General features: G+C 24.3%; 19 protein-coding genes. 16 read left to right on the top strand and 3 right to left on the bottom strand.

Features of this window, described 5'->3' with window-relative positions; all coding sequences use genetic code 4:
- Nucleotides 1–211: 211 nt before the first annotated feature.
- The 7 genes from MYPE_RS05960 (at nt 212) to MYPE_RS04900 (ending at nt 6,229) form a co-directional block, all read left to right on the top strand.
- The gene (locus MYPE_RS05960; protein WP_129374646.1) at nt 212–514 is read left to right on the top strand and encodes a DUF1600 domain-containing protein; all 303 of its coding nucleotides are present in this window, start codon (nt 212–214) and stop codon (nt 512–514) included.
- A 148-nt stretch (nt 515–662) separates the two neighbouring features.
- Nucleotides 663–1,628, top strand: coding sequence for a DUF1600 domain-containing protein (locus MYPE_RS04925; protein WP_152023098.1), 966 nt, complete (start codon nt 663–665; stop codon nt 1,626–1,628).
- A gap of 211 nt (nt 1,629–1,839) precedes the next feature.
- Nucleotides 1,840–2,718: a translation elongation factor Ts gene (gene tsf, locus MYPE_RS04920; protein WP_011077774.1), complete on the top strand. Its 879-nt coding sequence runs from the start codon at nt 1,840–1,842 to the stop codon at nt 2,716–2,718.
- A 53-nt stretch (nt 2,719–2,771) separates the two neighbouring features.
- Nucleotides 2,772–3,725 carry a UMP kinase gene (gene pyrH / locus MYPE_RS04915; RefSeq protein ID WP_011077773.1) on the top strand — a complete coding sequence of 318 codons (954 nt, stop codon included), beginning with the start codon at nt 2,772–2,774 and terminating at the stop codon, nt 3,723–3,725.
- Between the two features lie 28 nt (nt 3,726–3,753).
- Nucleotides 3,754–4,305, top strand: coding sequence for a ribosome recycling factor (frr, locus tag MYPE_RS04910; RefSeq protein ID WP_011077772.1), 552 nt, complete (start codon nt 3,754–3,756; stop codon nt 4,303–4,305).
- Between the two features lies 1 nt (nt 4,306).
- Entirely contained in the window at nt 4,307–4,984 is a 678-nt protein-coding gene (uppS, locus tag MYPE_RS04905) for a polyprenyl diphosphate synthase (protein WP_011077771.1), read from the top strand.
- 81 nt (nt 4,985–5,065) lie between these two features.
- Complete coding sequence (locus MYPE_RS04900; RefSeq protein WP_011077770.1) at nt 5,066–6,229, top strand: phosphatidate cytidylyltransferase; 1,164 nt, start codon at nt 5,066–5,068, stop codon at nt 6,227–6,229.
- Between the two features lie 39 nt (nt 6,230–6,268).
- Here the strand turns inward: MYPE_RS04900 and MYPE_RS04895 are convergent, their stop codons facing one another.
- Entirely contained in the window at nt 6,269–7,342 is a 1,074-nt protein-coding gene (locus MYPE_RS04895) for a 3'-5' exonuclease (protein WP_011077769.1), read from the bottom strand.
- Between the two features lie 164 nt (nt 7,343–7,506).
- Here MYPE_RS04895 and MYPE_RS04890 point away from each other — a divergent pair, with 164 nt between their 5' ends.
- Both MYPE_RS04890 and MYPE_RS04885 read left to right on the top strand, forming a co-directional pair.
- Nucleotides 7,507–9,678: a hypothetical protein gene (locus MYPE_RS04890; RefSeq protein ID WP_011077768.1), complete on the top strand. Its 2,172-nt coding sequence runs from the start codon at nt 7,507–7,509 to the stop codon at nt 9,676–9,678.
- 4 nt (nt 9,679–9,682) lie between these two features.
- Nucleotides 9,683–10,045: a hypothetical protein gene (locus MYPE_RS04885; protein ID WP_011077767.1), complete on the top strand. Its 363-nt coding sequence runs from the start codon at nt 9,683–9,685 to the stop codon at nt 10,043–10,045.
- 58 nt (nt 10,046–10,103) lie between these two features.
- On the opposite strand, the gene MYPE_RS04880 is transcribed toward MYPE_RS04885, so the two are convergent.
- Entirely contained in the window at nt 10,104–10,961 is an 858-nt protein-coding gene (locus MYPE_RS04880) for an aldo/keto reductase (protein WP_011077766.1), read from the bottom strand.
- 165 nt (nt 10,962–11,126) lie between these two features.
- Between MYPE_RS04880 and dnaK the strand changes: the two genes are divergently transcribed.
- From dnaK to MYPE_RS04845, 7 genes are all read left to right on the top strand, one after another.
- A complete protein-coding gene (gene dnaK, locus MYPE_RS04875; RefSeq protein WP_044891317.1) occupies nt 11,127–12,914 on the top strand; it encodes a molecular chaperone DnaK in 1,788 nt (595 codons plus the stop codon).
- Nucleotides 12,915–13,004: 90 nt separating this feature from the next.
- Nucleotides 13,005–13,820: a phosphotransferase gene (locus MYPE_RS04870; RefSeq protein WP_011077764.1), complete on the top strand. Its 816-nt coding sequence runs from the start codon at nt 13,005–13,007 to the stop codon at nt 13,818–13,820.
- 77 nt (nt 13,821–13,897) lie between these two features.
- On the top strand, nt 13,898–14,683 hold the full coding sequence (locus MYPE_RS04865) for a DUF1600 domain-containing protein (RefSeq protein WP_011077763.1): 786 nt from the start codon (nt 13,898–13,900) through the stop codon (nt 14,681–14,683).
- A gap of 48 nt (nt 14,684–14,731) precedes the next feature.
- Complete coding sequence (locus MYPE_RS04860; protein WP_011077762.1) at nt 14,732–15,394, top strand: viroplasmin family protein; 663 nt, start codon at nt 14,732–14,734, stop codon at nt 15,392–15,394.
- 83 nt (nt 15,395–15,477) lie between these two features.
- The gene (locus MYPE_RS04855; RefSeq protein WP_011077761.1) at nt 15,478–16,476 is read left to right on the top strand and encodes a ribose-phosphate diphosphokinase; all 999 of its coding nucleotides are present in this window, start codon (nt 15,478–15,480) and stop codon (nt 16,474–16,476) included.
- Nucleotides 16,470–17,021, top strand: coding sequence for a ribonuclease M5 (rnmV, locus tag MYPE_RS04850; RefSeq protein ID WP_044891316.1), 552 nt, complete (start codon nt 16,470–16,472; stop codon nt 17,019–17,021). The genes MYPE_RS04855 and rnmV overlap by 7 nt, the downstream gene beginning before the upstream one ends.
- A gap of 171 nt (nt 17,022–17,192) precedes the next feature.
- Nucleotides 17,193–18,869, top strand: a complete 1,677-nt coding sequence (locus tag MYPE_RS04845; RefSeq protein ID WP_011077759.1) for a ribonuclease J — start codon at nt 17,193–17,195, stop codon at nt 18,867–18,869.
- On the opposite strand, the gene MYPE_RS04840 is transcribed toward MYPE_RS04845, so the two are convergent.
- A complete protein-coding gene (locus MYPE_RS04840; protein WP_011077758.1) occupies nt 18,866–19,948 on the bottom strand; it encodes a nicotinate phosphoribosyltransferase in 1,083 nt (360 codons plus the stop codon). The genes MYPE_RS04845 and MYPE_RS04840 overlap by 4 nt on opposite strands.
- Nucleotides 19,949–19,956 lie beyond the last annotated feature (8 nt).

The raw sequence follows: 19,956 nt of genomic DNA, 5'->3' as shown, positions 1-19,956 counted from the left end.
TAAAACCTAAATTGGACTTTATCCAAAAATCAGTACATTACCATTTAAGTTATCAAAAATTTTTAAAAATGATTTCATCTATAAAAAATCAATTTATTTAGACCCTATAAAACACTTTCCTTTAGAAGATGCTTACCAAGCAGGGCTATTTAACCATCTTAATATTAAGAAAAATGTAATAGTGAGTTTTTCAAATTTTTGATATTTAGGAATGATTGTTTTATTAAATTCATTGAGTCCTATTTTAGATATAAAAAAATTAAAACAATTTTTATTTATTATCCACCTAAAAAATTTATTTTTTGGTGTTTTATATATACTTAATTATTTATTCATTTTGTTAATATTCATTTTTAAAGCTTTTCAAATAAATGGATTAATTAACATAATGAATCCTATTTTTCCAATATTAGTATCTGTAGGTAGTTTCTTAGTCATACTTCTTTTACATGCTTTTATTTCTAGAATAATAAATTTATTTATTAAAAAAATAGTTTTGAAAGACATTGATTAAAAAATCATTAGTACTTAAATGCTATTTTGAAAAATAAATTCAAATTAATAGAAGCAAGATAATTACCAGTCAGACAATATTGGATGTAATCACAACTTTAAATCTTTACTTTAATAAATTATAAGGATAACCTATGATCACTAATTACATGGACCAGTCATTGAAACAAGATATTTTAATTATTAAAAAATTTCAACAAATAAAACTACCTTTATGACTATTGCTTTCACCCATTTTTGGAACAATGGTTTTTATTACTTTTTTTAGATCATTTTTTAAAGCATTAAGTGAAAGAGAATTTGCTCACATGTTTTTCTTAAAGATACACTTTTATAAAACAATTGTGATGAATCTAAATCTTCTTTTATTAATATTTATATTTTCTTTATTAGGCCTTTTTACTAATGATATAGTTTATGTTTCTGTTACTATTCCTTTAATTATTATTTCAATAATTTTTCAATATATTTATCAATACAAAATGACTAAATGGGTTATTAAAAATATTGATGTAAAATTTAAAAATTATTATTTAAAAAAATATCATCAAGAAATTAATATGGATATTGATATAGACACACCATTGGATATTGATATTAATCAAATTTTTTATGAATTTAAATACAAGCTATGGCATATTTCTAAGACTGATTTTATTTATAAAAAACCCATAACTTTTGATTACACAAAATATTTTCATCAAGAATCTGCTTATAAAACTTATATAGGATTTCATCAATATTTCTATGTTACAAAAAATTTCCGAGCAAGTTTTTCTAATATTTGATATTTAGGAATGATGTATTTATTGAATTTGTTAAATCCTGTAATAGATGCAAACAAGATTAAAAAATTCTTAATTTTAGTTTATATAAAAAATTTCTTTTTCTACCTTTTGTATTTAGCTAATTATTTATTTATAGTTCTAGCTTTTCTTTTGCATATTTGAGAATTAGACTGAATCAATATAACAAATGCACTAGCTTATTCTTATCTTTTTCTTATTTTTAATTTTGCAGCAATATTTTTAGTTCATTGTTTAGTTTCTAAATTGATTAATTTAATAATTAAAAAAATAATTTTAAAAGATATTAAAAATAATCCATTGAATTAAGATTTTTAAATTTTTTAGATTTAAAAAAGGAAAGAATGAATAAATTTTTTATCAGTAAATTATTATTAAAATTTACTAAAGAGATTCATATTGATTTTAAATTTCAAACTTCTTCTTTTTAAGATTCATCTAACTATTTAATAATTAATTGTGAAAATCATATAAAATAATATAAGGTTTTAAACATTTTAAATAAAAAGGAATTTTAATTATGAGTATTAGTGCTGATAAAATTAAAGAACTAAGAAGTAGAACTCAAGCTGGTTTTATGGATTGTAAAAAAGCTTTAGAAGAATCTGATAATGATATTGAAAAAGCAATTGCTTGATTAAGAGAAAAAGGAATTTCAAAAGCTGCTAAAAAAGCAAGTGCTATTGCAGCTGAAGGACAAACAACAGTTGTTGAAAAAGGTGATAACTGTGTTGTTTTAGAAGTCAATTCTCAAACTGATTTTGTTAGTAAAAATGCAGATTTTGTTAAATTTGTTAAAGATGTAGCTGAAGTTATTTTAAAAAATAAATCAGCTGACAATGTTGATTCATTAGTTTTACCTAATAAAAAAACAGTTGCAGATACTGCAATTGATTTAACTGCTACAATTGGAGAAAAAATTTCAGTTAGAAGAGCTCAATTATTAACAAAGAAAAAAGGACAAAGTTTTGGTGTTTACCAACACTTTAACGGAAGAATATCAGCAGCTGTTTTAATTGATGGTGAAGTTAGTAGTGAAGTAGGTAAAGATGTTGCTATGCAAGTTGCATCAATGAATCCTAAATTTGTTAACAGCAGTCAAGTAGACAAAAAATGAAAAGATGAAGAAGAAAAATTATTAATTCAAAAAACAATTGAAGAAGGTAAACCTAAAGAATTTGCTGAAAAAATTGTTGCAGGTAGAATGGTTAAAATGCTTGCTGAAGTATGTTTAGAAGAACAACCTTTTATTAAAGACAACGGAATTACAATTATTAAATACCTTAAACAAAATAAGGCTAACAAAGTTCTTGAAATGGTAAGATTTGAAGTTGGTGAAGGTATTGAAAAACAAGAAGCAAACTTTGCTGATGAAGTAAAAGCACAAATGAAAAAATAGAAATATTTTTTCATTTTTACTATATATTTTCAAAAATAAAAAAGTGGGAGATTATGAACAAAGAATTAGTCATATTAAAAATTAGTGGAGCTTCTTTAAAAGGTAAAAATGATATTATTGATTTGGACTTTTTAAGAGAAATTGGTAGACAAATTAAAGTATTATCCAATAACTATAAAGTTGCAATTGTATTGGGTGGCGGAAACATTTGAAGAGGTAACATAGCAAAAGAAATTGGTATGCAAAGATATAAAGCAGACCAAATGGGGATGTTAGCTACTGTAATGAATTCATTAGCACTTCAATCTTTACTTACAAACATTAATGTCAAATCTAGAATTTTCTCTACTATTGAAATGGAAAAAATTGCAGACAGTTACATTATTAGGAATTTAGAAGAATCATTAAATAATAATGAAATTGCCATCTTATCTTGTGGAACAGGTCGTCCTTATTTCACAACAGACACTGGTGTTGCAGTTTCAGCTGCAGAGCTTGGTGCTTCATATATTATGATGGGGAAAAATAATGTAGATGGTGTATATGATAGTGATCCAAATAAAAATCCCAATGCTAAATTTTATAAACATTTAACTTATAGTAAGGCAATTGAATTGGGTTTAGAAGTGATGGATATTACAGCTGCAACTATTTGTAAACAATCAAATATAAAAACAATTGTTTTTAAGATGAATGAAAAAAATGGAATTCTTAATGCTTTTGAAAATAAGTCTAAATTTACTTTAGTATCAGAAGATGAAAAAGATTTAGATGCTTTTAAATTTGGTATAAAAAATATCAAAAACAATAGTGAAAAAAGTTCAAATAATTGAGATAATAAAGTTATTGATATTAAAACAATTAAAGAAGAAAATAGTTTAAATATTGATGATATTTTTGAAAATTCTATTGAAGAATTACAGAAGTTAAAAGAAGATGATATTCAAAAAAATCAAAAAAAATTAAATGAAATCATTAAAAGTTTTTATCAAGACAACAAAGAATAAATTATAAGAATAGGATATTTAATTAATTATGGAATGAAAAATTTATAAAGAAGAATTTGATAAAAAAGCAGAAGTTAAATTAGAATGATTAGATTCTGAATTTAATAAAATTAAATCTGGTAGACCTAATCCAAAAATCTTAGACCATGTAATGGTTGAAGCTTATGGTGATAAATCAAAATTATTTGAAATTGCAAATATGCAAGTAGTTGAAGGAAAACAAATTGTTGTTAAACCATATGACAAAACATTATTACATGATATTAACAGTGCTATTCAAAAAGAAAATTTAGGATTATCTGTTCAAGTAGATGCTGACTCTTTAAGAATTATTTTCCCTTCACCAACTGAAGAAACTAGAAAAGCATCAGTAAAAAAAGTTAAAGAATTTAGTGAACAAGTAAAAGTTGAAATTAGAAATATCAGAAAAGATGTTCATCACAAAATTAAAGATGATAAAGAACTTAGAGAAGATGAACTTAAATGATATGAAGAAGATCTAGATAAATTAACTAGAGAATGAAATGCAAAAGTAGATAAAGCTTTTGCTGAAAAAGAAAAAGAATTAATGACTATATAAAATGAATAAACTAAAACATATTGCATTCATAATGGATGGAAATGGTAGATGAGCAAAAGTTAGAAATAAGTCTAGAACTTATGGTCACTCCCAAGGAATTAAAAACTTATTAGAAATTGTGCAATGTTGTATAGAAAAGGAGATTGAACAAGTTTCCTTTTTTGCTTTCAGCATGGAAAATTGAAAAAGAGGAAAAGAAGAAGTTAATTTTTTATTAAATTTACTATTAAAAAATTTAAATGGTAAATTACTAAATAAAATGGAAGATTTAGGGATTGTTGGTAAGTGAATAGGGTTTGAAAATAATTTACCTAGAACTTTAGTTACCACACTAAAAAAGATAGAATCACAATCTTCAAAATTTGAAAAGAAAATCCAAGTTAATTTATTTTTTAATTACAGTGGTACTCTTGAAATTTTAGAAGCTCTTAAAGATGCACAATTAGATAAAGAAAAAATGAAGCCAGTTGAAGAATATTTAATTACACATTCTTTACTTCCAATAGATTTGTTAATTAGAACAAGTGGAGAACAAAGACTAAGTAACTTTTGTTTATTTAATTTAGCTTATAGTGAAATTATTTTTGAACCAAAATATTGACCTGATTACAATAGAGAAACATTATTAGATAATATAGAGCAATACTATCAAAGAGATAGAAGATTTGGTAAAGCATAAAAAAATTAATTAGGTACAATAGATACACTAATTAATTTTTTTTAAATATAAATAATATAATATGTAAATGTATTTTTATTTATGAAGATGTTATTAAAAAATAAAGAAAAATCATTGGTTATTTCAGATGTTGAAACCAAACCTTTAATTAATAAATTAGATAGTAATAAAAAGAAAAATCTTAAAAATAGAACTGTTATTTCTGTATTTATCTTTTTATATTATTTAATTATTTTAGCTTTTGCTTTTTTATCTGATAAATCTGATTATCCTGAATTTGCTTGAATACCTTCATTAAGTGAAAAGATTACTGGTATTTTTGCTATCTTATTATTTTTTATGGTTTTAATTCCTTTTGAACTAGCAGTATTTGAATCATTAAAATTGATTTTTCATAAACATGAAAAAATACCAATAATCATCATAATGATCTTATGTTCAATAGTTTATATAATTCCATTACTTGTTTATTTAATAGCTCAGTACTTTACAACTTTTCTAATGCCTAGTAATCAAGAAGGAGAAACTGTTAGTATTCAAAAATCTTATTACCTAATAGTTTTAAGTTCTGTAGGTTCACTAATTGTATTAATAGTTGCTTTAAATATCATTTTAAAAATATATAAAAAAGATAGTTTTAAAAATGTAATTACAATTAATGTTTTATTACTAGTAATTGTTTTTGGTTTCATTGGTTTTGTATTTGTTGCTTTATCAAAAGGATGAACAGTGCTATTGTTCATAATGATAAGTGTAATGTGTACAGATGTAATGTGTTACCTTTGAGGAATGTTTTTTGGAAAACATAAAATGGCTAAAGTTATTAGCCCAAATAAAACTTGAGAAGGAGCAATATTAGGAACAATAACTACTGTTGCTTTACTTCTTGTTTATTGTGGTTTATGACAATTAGATACCAAAACTTATACTGTACCTATTTTGAATTGATCTTTCACAAGAGGAAGTTATGTATTAGAAACTATCATTAGTTTTGCTACTGTTAATGACTATAGTTCATGATTAATACTTTGTTTTTTATCAGTGCTATTAGTTATCTTTTCAATATTAGGTGATTTGCTATTTAGTTATGTAAAAAGAAAGTTTGATATCAAAGACTTTAGTAACTTATTAAAAAGTCATGGTGGAATTTTAGATAGAGTAGATTCATTGCTAATGACTTCACTAGTTTACTTTTTCTATTCACTAATTGCTACTTCAACTTTTTTATTTTCAGAACTTATATAAAAAAACTATCTTGGATTTTTCTAAGATAGTTTTTTTATATTACTCAAGCTCATTGTGGATGTATAAAAACACCTTTCATTTTTTTATTAAGTCTAAGTTATCCATAAATTTTTCATTATCTACATTAATTTTAGAATATAGATTCATATATCCATTTGTAAACATAATGGAGTTTAATGGGAAGACATTAATAAATTCAGCACATAAGTTATTTATTCTTACTAGTTTATGAAAATCTGCTTCACTAATAATGATTGTTTTATCTCTTGTTGAAATAATATATTTTTTTAAGCAAGAAATTAACTCATCTTGGTAATTGTCATAATCAAAATTTTTATTTTTAACATCATACTTAAAACTTCAATTTCTTTTAATCTCAGTATTTGAAACCTCTAATACATCAAGTCCAGATAATATTTGCTTTTTTGTTTCAAAATAATCTGATAACTCAAAGTTAGGTTTTATGAAACAATATCCTTGTTTATTACTATCAATATTGTTTATTGTTAATGCAGCTTTATTAGCTTTGTTTTGGTTAGTATTAATTCTTTTAAGACCTTTTGTGTTTAGTTTATATATATCTTTAACAATGTTCTCTTCTGTTCTTTTTTGTCACTCACAAAATATTTGATATAAAACAAAAGCATCATAGTATGCATCATGTAATTCTTTTTCATTAACTTCAACATTTAAAAAATTAGCTAATTTATTTAGGGCTCAAACTTCTTTAGTCATTGAGATTTTTCTTCACTCTTCTTGAAGGTCAATATATGTAACATTAAGTTTCTTTTTGATAATCCTTTTACACATATTGTTTAAAAAGTTGTAATCAAAAGCACCATATGAAATTAAGACTGAATTGTTTAAATACTTATGAATCTTTTCAGTGATTCTAATGTGAGACATTCCTTTATCAATTTTTTTTATGTTTCTAGAAACAATCTTATATATGTGTGGAGTGATTTTACACTTAGGATTGCAAAATCAATTTTTTTTATCAATGTCACCATTTTTTTTAATTTTTATAGCACCAAATTGCAAAATTCTTTTTGGCTTATCATTTGCTTCTATATCTACAAAAACTATTTCTTTATCTTTAGGAAAATCAAACATAATTTAAACTTTATTTCTAATATATTAAATTTAAGTATTTATTCGCACTGTTAATAATTATAACAACAAGAATAATAATATCAAAAGTTACTAAGCAATTAATATTTAAATTATAATTATTTAATGATAGATAAATAAATATTAATTCAAGGTTCATATAAATCATGTCAATTACAATTAAATCATGTAAAAATTACAAAAAGATTGCGAAAGAAGTCAAAAAAATTTTAAAGCAACAATTACAATCTAAACCAAATTCACTTATAGGGATGGAGTGAAAAGATGAATTTTTAAAGGTTACTAATAATCTAAAAAAAATACTTAAATTAGATTGATTTAGCAGCTACATTTTTCCTTTAGCTACTTATCTTGAAAAACAAAATAATCAATTAGATAAAGATTTAGTTGAAAATTTTGTAAATAAAATTAATATCCCTTTTTCTCACTATGAAGATATTCATAAATTAGCAGTTAAGTATTATTTAGAAAATAGAGTTAATGATCTTTTTTTATTTGATTCACAAGGTGGAGTGGATCTTTTAATTTTTTTCATTGATTCTAGAGGTAACTTTGTTTTTAATGATTATGAATCTAAAAAGACATATTTGAATAAAGCTAACAATGGAATGGAATTAGTTTCAATTGGGATTAAGTCTATTTTAAATGCAAAAAAAATTATTTGTTTCTGCACTGAAGAAGCTTCTAAAGATGTTATTTTCAAATTAAACAAAAAAGTAATAGATGTTGATGATGTATTAACTTATTTACATTTACACAATGATGTAACGTTGTTTACTTTAAATGAAATTATTAATAAACATGAAATTAATAATGACCCAATGACTCAAGATAAATTTCAATTTATTAGAGAGTTAGACAATGCTGATGAAAATATTGATTTATCAGAAATTGTTGATAAACAAAATAAAATAGAAAATGAGCTTGAAAACACTTCATCAAATAATATTGAAAACATTGATTTAGATGATTTCAATAAGAATAAAGATAACTTAGATGAACAACTATTAGAAACATTACATGAAGAACAAGAATCAGTTGATTTAATTGAAGGTGAAAATGATAATTTACCATTTGAAGAAGAAATCAAAGAAGAAGATTTATTTGAAGATGAATTGCAACCAAGTGAATTTGTTGAAGAAACAGAAGAACAATTAGATGAAGAATTAGAACAAGAACTAGTTGATGATGAAGTTGATCATTTAAAAGATGAAGTAGAGTATAAATCTGATTATATTTATCTAGAACCAAATCAATTTGATTTTGATAAATCTACAGAAACTGCAGATAAGAAACATCAAGAATTATTAAAGAAACAAATAGAAGAATTAAAAGAAAAGCTTGAAAAAATTGAGCAAGAAAAACAAGCTATTTTGGAAAGAGCTTATAGTGAAAGTTTAGAAAACAAATTAGAACAAGAAGCTTTAGAAATAGAATCAAATGTTAAAGATGAACTTGATGATACTAACTTGTTATTAAATGATGATGAAGACTTAGATGAAATTGATTCATTATTAAATGGTGATAATGATGACCTAGATGAAATTGATTCATTATTAAGTGATGATGAACACTTTGAAAATTTAGTAATTAATTCTAATTTAGAGATTGCTGAAGATGATTTAGCTTTAGTTGATATCACAAGTGGATTAGAAGAAGAAAGTAATAAAGTAGAAGAAGAACCATATGATCCAACTAAACATATTGGGGAAGATCTTCCGAATAATAAGGATGATATCTTTAGATATATCCAAATTAAAAGCGACACTTTAAGTCATGTTGAAAAACTTTTATTAAATAATAAGTTAGCAAAAATGAAATATGACTTGATTCAAAAACATCTAGAAAACAACGAAAACAATATTGATAAAAAAATAGCAAATCATACAGCTATCAAATTCATTGATGAAAACAGACATTTAATTGATAAATCTAGTAACTTTAATTTAGAAAAATACAAACTAATTTATTTATCAGGTTTTAGACCTGTTCCAATGTTAATGGTTTGACATGACATTAATAAAAATTTCTACAACAGTATTGTAAAAGAAATGAAAGAAAACCTTAATATTGAATTTAAAAATGATGTTTTTGATGAACAAGTACAACATGTTTGAAATGATGGATGTTATTTAATTTATGATGAATCAACTTTTATGATTAGAGCACTTGCATTTAGTTCATTAGATAGATTAATATTCTTATTAAGATATGTTAATAAAAATTTGTGAATGCAATTTAATGATGAAAAAATATATAACATCTTATTAGATTTATTCCAAGAACATACTGAAGAAATAAAAGTGGAAAGAATCTAGTTATATGAAAAATATTTTTAAAAATTTATTTAATAATTCAAACAATAAAGAAAAAGCTCAACCAAATAAAACTTTTGAATCTAATAGTTTGATTAACCAAAAACAAAAATCTGAATTTGTCAGAAATCAAAACAATGAATATGACAATATGAAAATGCTAAATGATCTTTCATTAAATGAAAAAAATTATTTAGAAAGAGAATTAGATTTTAAATATGATTGCACAGATTATAAGTTACTAGAAATTATTAGAACTGATCATAATAGTTTTGAAGCAACTTGTGAAATTATGGTTGATGGTCAAAAACAAATTGTTAAAGAAAAAATTTTATATGAAGATATAAAAGACAAAAATGAGGAATTATAAATAAATAGAAAAAGACTCAAACTTGAAAAAATGTTTGAGTCTTTTTTATTATTTAAATTTATCTTCTGATTTCTGGAAACTTAGAAAAAATTTCTTCTGCAGTGCTTGGATCATGATGGTGTTTTGAAACAGTTTTATTTTGGTTGATAGTTTTTATTAAATCCATATCATCATCTGAGATTTCAAAATCAAATATATCCATATTTTCTTTCAATCTTGATTCTGTAACAGTTTTTGGAATAACAACAATGTTTTGTTGAATCAATCATCTCAATATAATTTGAGGAACAGTTTTATTATATTTTTCTGCAAGTGAAACTAAAATTGGGTTTTCCATAATTTCACTAGTTGCTCTTCCAAAACTAGCTCATGATTCTACTGCTACCCCATATTTATTATTTCAGTGAAGATCTTCAATTCTTTGACGTAAAGGATGCAATTCAATTTGATTAATTACAGGTTTAACATCTACATGTAAACAAAAATCAACTAACCTATCTGCTTCAAAATTAGAAACACCAATTGCTTTGACAATCCCTTTTTTATACAAAACCTCTAATGCTTTTCAAGCGCTATAATAATCTCCAAATGGTTGATGTAACAATACTAAATCTATATAGTTAGTTTGCAATTTTTTAAGGGATTTAGAAATTGAATACATTGTGTTGTTATATCCATAGTTAGAGATTCAAACTTTTGTAGTAATAAAGATATCTTCTCTTTTAATTTTTGTTTGTTTAATTGCATTACCGACAAATTCTTCATTAAAGTAAACTTGAGCAGTGTCTATCATCCTATAACCATAATCATCTATTGCTTTAATAATTGTGTTTTCACAGTTTTCACCCTCTGCTTTATAAACACCTAGACCAATTATTGGCATATGCAATCCATTTGCTAATTTTATGTATTTCATATTTTTCCTTTCAAAGTTAAATACAAAATAATATTAAGTATAAAAAAGTTAAAAAAAGTAAAAATATACAAAATTAGCATAAAAGAGTTGAGAGTGCTAAAATATATGCTATTATATATATTGTATTTAAAATCAATTGTTAAAATATTGAGGAGATTAAATAATATGGCAGGAAGTAATATTATTATTGGTATCGATTTAGGTACTACCAATTCTTGTGTTGCTGTTATGGAAAATGGCAAATCTAAAATATTAGAAACACCAGAAGGAAAAAGAACTATTCCATCTGTTGTTGCTTTTAAGGATAATGAAATAATTGTAGGTGATGTAGCTAAAAGACAAATGGTTACTAATAAAAACACTATTAGTTCAATCAAACGTTTAATGGGTACAGACAAAACTGTAGAAGTTAATGGTAAAAAATATACACCTGAACAAATCTCTGCTCAAATTCTAAGTTATATCAAAAAATGTGCAGAAGAAAAATTGGGTCAAACTATTACAAAAGCAGTAATTACTGTTCCAGCATACTTTAATGATGCTGAAAGAAATGCTACTAAAAATGCAGGTAAAATTGCAGGGTTAGAAGTAGAAAGAATTATTAATGAACCAACTGCTGCTGCATTAGCTTATGGAATGGATAAATCTAAAACTGAACACAAAGTTTTAGTTTATGACTTGGGTGGAGGAACATTTGATGTTTCAATCCTTGAAATTGCTGATGGTACATTTGAAGTATTATCTACATCTGGAGATAACCATTTAGGTGGTGATGACTGAGACCAAAAAATTATTAACTGAATTGTTGAAGAAGTTAAGAAGAATGATAAAGTTGATTTATCAAATGACAAAATGGCAATGCAAAGATTAAAAGATGCTGCAGAAAAAGCTAAGATTGATCTTTCGGGATTAAAAGAAGTTGAAATTAGTTTACCTTTTATTGCTATGACTGAAAGTGGCCCATTAAATGTAGATCTAAAATTAACAAGAGCTAAATTTGAAGATCTAACAAGAGACTTATTAGAAAGAACTATCAAACCAGTTGAAGATGCTTTAAAAGAAGCTAAATTATCAGCAAGTGATATTCATAAAGTTTTATTAGTTGGTGGTTCTACTAGAATGCCAGCAGTTGAAGAACTAGTTAAATCTAAGCTAGGAAAAAGTCCTGATAAAAACATCAATCCTGATGAAGTAGTTGCTGCAGGTGCTGCTATTCAAGGTGGTGTATTAATGGGGGATGTTAAAGATATTTTATTATTAGATGTAACTCCATTAACTTTAAGTATTGAAACAATGGGTGGGGTATCAACACCTTTAATTAAAAGAAATTCAACTATTCCTATTTCTAAATCTCAAATTTTCTCAACAGCAGCTGATAATCAACCAGCAGTAGATGTTCATGTATTACAAGGTGAAAGACAAATGGCAGCTGATAATAAATCACTTGGTAGATTTATATTAGATGGTATTGAACCTGCTCCTAGAGGGGTTCCTCAAATTGAAATTACATTTAACATTGATGCTAATGGTATCTTAAATGTAAAAGCAGTTGATAAGAAAACTAACAAAGAAGCAACTATTACTATTAAAGATTCAAGTGGTTTATCACAAGAAGAAATCGACAAAATGATTAAAGAAGCAGAAGAAAACAAAGAAAAAGATGCTCAATTAAAAGAACAACAAGAAATCAGATATAAAGCAGAATCTTTAATCAATATGTTTAAAACTTCTTTAAATGGTGAAGAAGGTAAAAAAGTAGATGCTAAACAAAAAGAAGAAGCTGAAAAAATGATTAATGAATTTGAAACTCTATTAAAAGAAGAAAAATGAGATGAGTTAAAAACTAAGATTAATCAATTTGAAGCAATGGCTTCTCAGTTTGCACAAGCTGCTAAACAAAATGAAGAAAAGAAAGAAGAAGATAAAAAAGATTCTGAAGAATCTAAAAACTAATTCTTTAAATTTAAATCTAAATACAAACTCTTATTTATTTGAGAGTTTGTATTTTTGTTTTTTAAATTAAAATTTAAAAAAGGATCAATAATGGATGATATTAATAAAGCTATTGAATTGTTTTTAAATAATACAAATTTTAAAAAAGAAGATATTAAAAAAATTAAAAATATTCACTTAGGATATACCAATAAATCTTTTTTGTTTATTTTAAAAAACAAAGATAAATATCAAATTAGAATTTCTAAAAATAATCAAATTATTGATAGAAACATTGAACAAAAAATATTACCTTTTTTAAAAAATAACATTTTTGTTTATATGGATAAAGATGGCAATGCAATTAAGAGATGAATTGAAGGGTATAATCCTAAGTTTTTGTTTAATAGAAAAAAATTATTATCCAAGTTAGTTAGCTCTATTATTGAATTACATAACATTGATATCAAAAAAGTTGATATTGCTATTCATGATTACTTTGAATATTGTGATAATGATACTAAAGTTAAGTATCAAGATTGATATGATTTGTATGAGAAGTTATTGAATAGATACAAAGATTTAGATTTTGTTTTTTCTCATAATGACATTAATCCTTTGAATATGATCTATGAAACTAAAACTAAAAATATTATTTTGATTGACTATGAGTGGGCAAGAATAAATTACAGATATTTTGATTTAGCCAATTTTTTTAGAGAAACAAATTTTAAAGCAAAGTGACTGAAATATATTTGTTCACTATATCCTCAACTAAAATATGAAGTTTTATTAGACTTTTGTTTTATTTGTACTTTCTTTGCTCATCTTTGATCTTTTAAAATTGAGCAATCTAAAAAAATTCTGAAGTATAGAAAAAAGAATTTAAAGAGATTAAATTATTTTTATTTGCTTGTAAGTAAATAAAAGAAATTAATAAACTTTTTAAAAACCTTTATGTGTTACACTATAAACACTTTTTTAAATATTTAAAAAGGAATTTTATGAATGCAAATTTTAATGAAATTAACTCCCTGTTAAAAAAGAGTAAAGAGTTATCAATAACCAAATGATTTAATAATTTGGTTAAAACAATTAAAAGCTATAAATGATTAGATTGATTTGCTTTATTTTGTTTTCTAATATTTACAGTTTCAACTGCATTTGTTATTGAAAATTTAGTTCAAGCGCTAAGAGGAACTAATGGTCACTTAGTTGGATGAGATACATTAGATAAATTCACTGATCAAAGTAATGTATTGCTTTGAGTATATATGTTATTTTATATCTTCTTTAAAAGACATGTTTTTCTAAAAGGTAATATGTGATTACTTTCTAATATGACTTACATTTTCTTTACATTAATTGGATACAATGTAATTCTTATTGGAATATCAGGAAATTCATATGGGGATAACTTTTTATCAATTTTCCAAAGTGCCTGATATCATGTTTTATCTCCAGTTTTATTTTTAGTTTTTGGGTTTTGTTATTTTTACTATAACCCAAACCAACAACCTAAGGTTTTGTGAAAAGCGGTTTTAAAAGCAATGATTTATCCAACAATTTATGTGATTTATGTTGCCACTATTCCTTTTGTTTTAAATGCTAATCTATATAATGGTGGTGCTACATATACAGTTTATGGAGATTTCACAAATCTAAAAGATCATTTAGGAAAAGCACTTCCAGTAATTTTGGGAATGTGATTAATATTTTTTCCAGGAAGTTATATAGCTTTTTATTATTCTTGAATTGGTTTTAATAAACTTAATAACAAAAAGAAATAAATATTATAGAAAATAGTACATAATCTATTAAGTACTATTTTTTTTATTATGTCTAAGAAATATTATGCTGTAGTGAAAGGTAAAAAACCTGGAATTTTTGAAACTTGAAAAGAATGTGAATCAAATGTTAAAGGATTCAAAGGGGCAATATACAAAAGTTTTTTCTCTTATGAAGAAGCTAAACAATATTTAGATTCAAATAATTCAAGTGATGAAATTAGAAACGATAATGAATTAAAAAAAGTTATAGAAGCAGATACATTAAATGGGATAGTAAGCATTTTTGTAGATGGATCATATAATAAGTTTTTACAACAAATAGGATATGGGATTTTGATTATTAACAGTTCTAATAAAAATGATTGAATTAAAATTAATAACAAATTAACAGAAAAAGAATTCAATGAATATAAAAAACACCTTAATATATCTGGTGAAATTATTGGAACTTTAGAAGCAATAAAATATTGTGTAAACCATAATCTTAATAAAATTAAGATTTATTATGATTATGAAGGAATTGAGAAATGGGCTAATAATTCTTGGGATGCAAAAACTCCAATTTCTTTAATGTATAAGCAATCATTATCTCAACTATTAAAATCTTTTAATATTTCTTTAATGTTTCAAAAAGTAAAAGCTCACTCTGATATAGAATATAATGACATTGCTGATTCATTAGCTAAGCAATCTGTTGGGATAAAATCTTAATCTTTTTATAATTTTCTTATTTAATGCTAAAAAAAACTACTATTATATAAATATCGATTTATATATTTAGTTATAGGTTTTTTATGATTGACAACATTAATAATTGTATAATTTTTGGATTAAGCAATGGTTATTTATATGCTAAAGAGGTAGCAGAAAAGACAAATATTCAGTTAGGAACTATAAAGACAAGCAAATTTGCAGATGGTGAAATTTTGGTTAAATCCAATTCTACTGTAAGGGGTATGCATGTTTTTTTATTTCAATCAACATGTAATCCAGTTAATGATAATTTAATGGAGTTATTGATTGCTATAGATTCTTTAAAAAGAGCATCTGCTAAAACAATTACAGTTATTATTCCTTATTTTGGATATGCCAGACAAGATAGAAAAGCAAAAGGAAGAGAACCAATTACTTGTAAGTTGGTTGCAAACTTTTTAGAAGGAGCAGGAGCTACTAAGGTTATTCTTATTGATATTCACTCTGAACAAACTCAAGGTTTTTTTGATATTCCTGTTGATACTTTAACTGCTTCTTGTGTATTGTTTAATGAATTCAGAAAAAATAATCCTAGTGTAATTAAAAATTTAACAGTAGTTGCTCCAGACTATGGTGCTGTTAAAAATGTAAGAAAAATAACAGAAACTTTAAATTTAAACTTAGCAATTATGGATAAAAGAAGACCACAACCTAATGTTGTAGAGATTTCAAATGTATTAGGTGATGTAATGGGTAGAGATTGTTTACTATTAGATGACATGATAGATACTGGTGGAACAATCTTACAAAACATTGAACTATTAAAAGAACGTGGTTGTAAAAAAATATTTGTAATGGCTACACATGGTGTTTTTTCTAATGGTGCTTTAGAAAAATTTAAATTAGCTTTAGATAAAGGTTTAATTGACCAATTATATGTTGCTGACACAATTGAAGCAAATACTAAAATAGAACATCCAAATATTAAAGTAGTTAGTTTATCTAACTTCTATGCAGAAATATTAGATGCACAGATTAACCACAAATCTGTATCTAAAATTTATGAAAAATACTGAAACATGGTTCTTTGTGGATGTTAGATTCTAAAAAAACAATTTCTGAAGTTGTTATTGTTGAAGGTAAAACAGACACTGCTAAATTAAAAAGTATTTTTAATGTTTCAACAATTGAAACTAACGGATTATCTTTATCAAATAAAAAAATAAATGAAATAATTTCTATTTCTAAAAAAAGAGGAATTATTCTTTTTTTAGACCCCGATTTACCAGGTGAAAAAATTAGAAAAAAATTAATGGAATCTTTACCTGAAGCTAAACAGTGTTTTATTGAAAAATCAGATATTAAAAAAGGTAAAAAAATTGGAGTAGCAGAAGCTAGTGTAAAAAGCATTATAAAAGCTTTTGAAAATATAACAGAATTTAAAAAAGAAAACAAATCTTTAGAGTGAAATGATTATATTGATTTAGATTTGAACTCTAAAAATAAAAGAATTTTCTTATGTAAAAAACTTAATATTTCCTACTGCAACCATAAACAATTGTATAAAAGATTAAATATGTTAAATCTAACTTATACTGAAGTTTTTAATATATTAAATAGCAATAATAAAAAAAATACTTTCTAGTTCAAAAATAAAATTAAACTATATAATTATTCTTGTTAAACATCAGTACTTAACTTTTGTTTTATTCGAATTTAATATAACATGCATTAATAATTTCTTTTTTAGTTTAATTTTAGTTTTTTATGTTGTGTTAAAATTTACAATTTTATTTTTTAAATCAAGGAGTATAAAATGAGTAAAATTACTTTTTTTCCATTAGGTGGAATGGATGAAAATGAAAAAGCTTGTTATGTTTTAGAGATTGATGGTGATTTTTACCTTATTAATTTAGGGATATCTGTACCTGTTTACAAGGTATTAGGAATTAAAAAAATCATTCCTTATATGGAATGAGTTAAAAAGAATGAAAAAAATATTAAAGGTATTTTTGTAGGTAATGCAAGCCACAGAAATATAGGAGCAATTCAGTATTGTTACAACTATATTAAAAACATTCCAATCTTTACATCAAAACTAGGGGCTGTAGTATTAAAAGCACACTTTAATAAAAAAAGTATGCAAAAGTTTTCAGACTTTAAACCACTTCAAATAAAAACTTTAGATTCATTAAAAACAGTCAGTGTTGGAAAAATTAAAGTAACTCCATTTAGGGTTACAAGTTCTATTCCTGATACATATGGTTTTATTATTTCAACTGGTGAAGAAAACATAATTTACATTGATGAATTTATTATTAATTCAGCTAATAACAATGCTTTTTTAAATGATATTAATAAGTTATCTTTATTAACTTATAAACAAAATAATTTAGTATTAATTAACAATGTAGGGAATGTTGATAAAAACCCAGGATTTACATCACCAAATCATAAAACTAAAAGTTTTTATAATGATTTATTAACTAGAAAAAATGATAGAAGAATTATTGTTGCTTGTTACTATCATGATGTTCATACAATTTTAACACTTGCTCAAATTGCGAAAGAAAGAAAACTTCCTTTCGTTATTTACAACCCTGTGTTTATTAGTATGTTTAATGAAATTGTTGCGAACAAATACTTTGATAGTTCAAACCTTCCAATGCTACCAATCAATAAAATTAATCAAATTGAAAAAGGGATTGTTGTGGTTTCTTCAACTCCAGATAGATTATTAAGCAAATTATTATCAATCAGTAATGATGAAGATGATATTTTAACTTTAAAGAAAAATGATACTGTTGTTTTAGGTTTCAAAGTTGAATCTGGTTTCGAAAAAGCACAAGCTGAAATTTTAGATGCTTATGCACAAATTAATGTAGATATCACAACTATTCCAAAAACTATTTTAAGTATGGAAGCATCAGAAGAAGATCATAAGTTCTTAGTATCTTTAATAAAACCAAAATATATTATTCCAACCCTTGGAATGTATTATCAAGTTGTTAAATATAAAAGTGTTTTAAGAGATATTGGATTTAACCCTGATAATGTAATTGCTATGAGCAATGGTGATACTGCAAATTTCTTTAAAGGAAACTATATTCCTAATAAAAAGAAAATTGATATTCATGAGATGTATGTTGGATCTCAAGGAATATTATCTGAAGGTGAAAACATCTTCCAAGAAAGAAGAATTATGTCAGAAAGTGGAATAATCTTCTGTTCATTAAAAATAACTAATAAAGATAATGTTTTTGAATTAACAAACTTTGAATTGTTACCATATGCAGTACTTCCTGAAGAAACTGAAACTAAACAATTCTTTGAAAAGTTAAATGAAGATGTTTCAAATCTTGTAAGCTCTACTCTTAAAGATGCAAAAACATTTGATTCTAAAGAATTAAAATCTATTGTTAAAAAGTACATTGCAAAACAAGTTGATAAAAACTATGAAAAAAATCCTGTAGTAATAGTTTCAATTTGCTAGTTAATTGTTTTCATTTTACTTAACAAATCATCAATATTTTTAGATCTTCCCTCTTTTGAAAAATATTGTCCATTAAGTTTTACTAAGTCACCTGTGTAGTTTACATTAATATTAATAAATGATTTACCAACACCATATAAATCAATTGGTGATTTCTCAAATTCATAATTTCTAATCATATCTAAATTGATAGATGAAGAAATTATGATTTTTGTTTGTGTGTAACCTAATTGATCTAGTTTATCTCTTACTTTTTGTATTAAGTATTTGTTAACACCATATAATGATTCATCTTTTGATAAGTGAAAAATATGTTGTAAAGATTTATCTATTAATTTTTTAGAAGTATCAATTCTTACATAATCTAATTTTTCAATATTATTTTCTTTAAGTTTTTCAATTTCACCTAAACAATCATTATGAAAATCAATTAAACCAATTACTGGGGAATTTGGATAAACTTGAGTAAATGATTTTAATGTTTGGCTTAGATCACCATTATGTTGTTGAATTAAAGCGTGTGGGATTGTTCCTAATACTTGATAATCATTAATATTTGATTCTTTTAAAAAACTAACACTCTCATTAGTTACAAATTTTCTTATTCCACCAATATAAGCACTATATCCATCATATGCTTGTAATGAATAATCATCAGTTCTATCAGCCATATAAATAATTTTGTTTGAACCAATTAAATTAACAAAATTGTAGGCATTTGTTGCTACTGAACTTCTTCTAGATAAAATACCATCAATAATATTTTCTAAAAATCCAAAAATTTTATAATCACCTTCAATTGCTAATACAGGATCATATGCATTTGTAATTGTTCCATCTTCAAGGTAATAAATTTTTATTTTTTGATAATCTTGTTCTGGTAATGCAAATTTAATTAATTGTAAAACTTCTTCAACACCAGCTACCATCACATTGTTATTAAAGTGTGTGAATCTTAATAATGAGGTGTTGTTGTTATTTTGTTGTTCTAATATTTTTTTAGATACTAAAAAGTATTTTGCAGAAAAGTCACCAGTTTTTATTTTTTCATCAAATTTAAAGTTTATTTTTAGTTTCATACTTAAAT

The sequence above is a fragment of the Malacoplasma penetrans HF-2 genome, from assembly GCF_000011225.1.
In the GTDB taxonomy this organism is placed as follows: domain Bacteria; phylum Bacillota_I; class Bacilli_A; order Mycoplasmatales; family Mycoplasmoidaceae; genus Malacoplasma; species Malacoplasma penetrans.
This window is presented reverse-complemented; position numbering and strand designations above follow the sequence as displayed.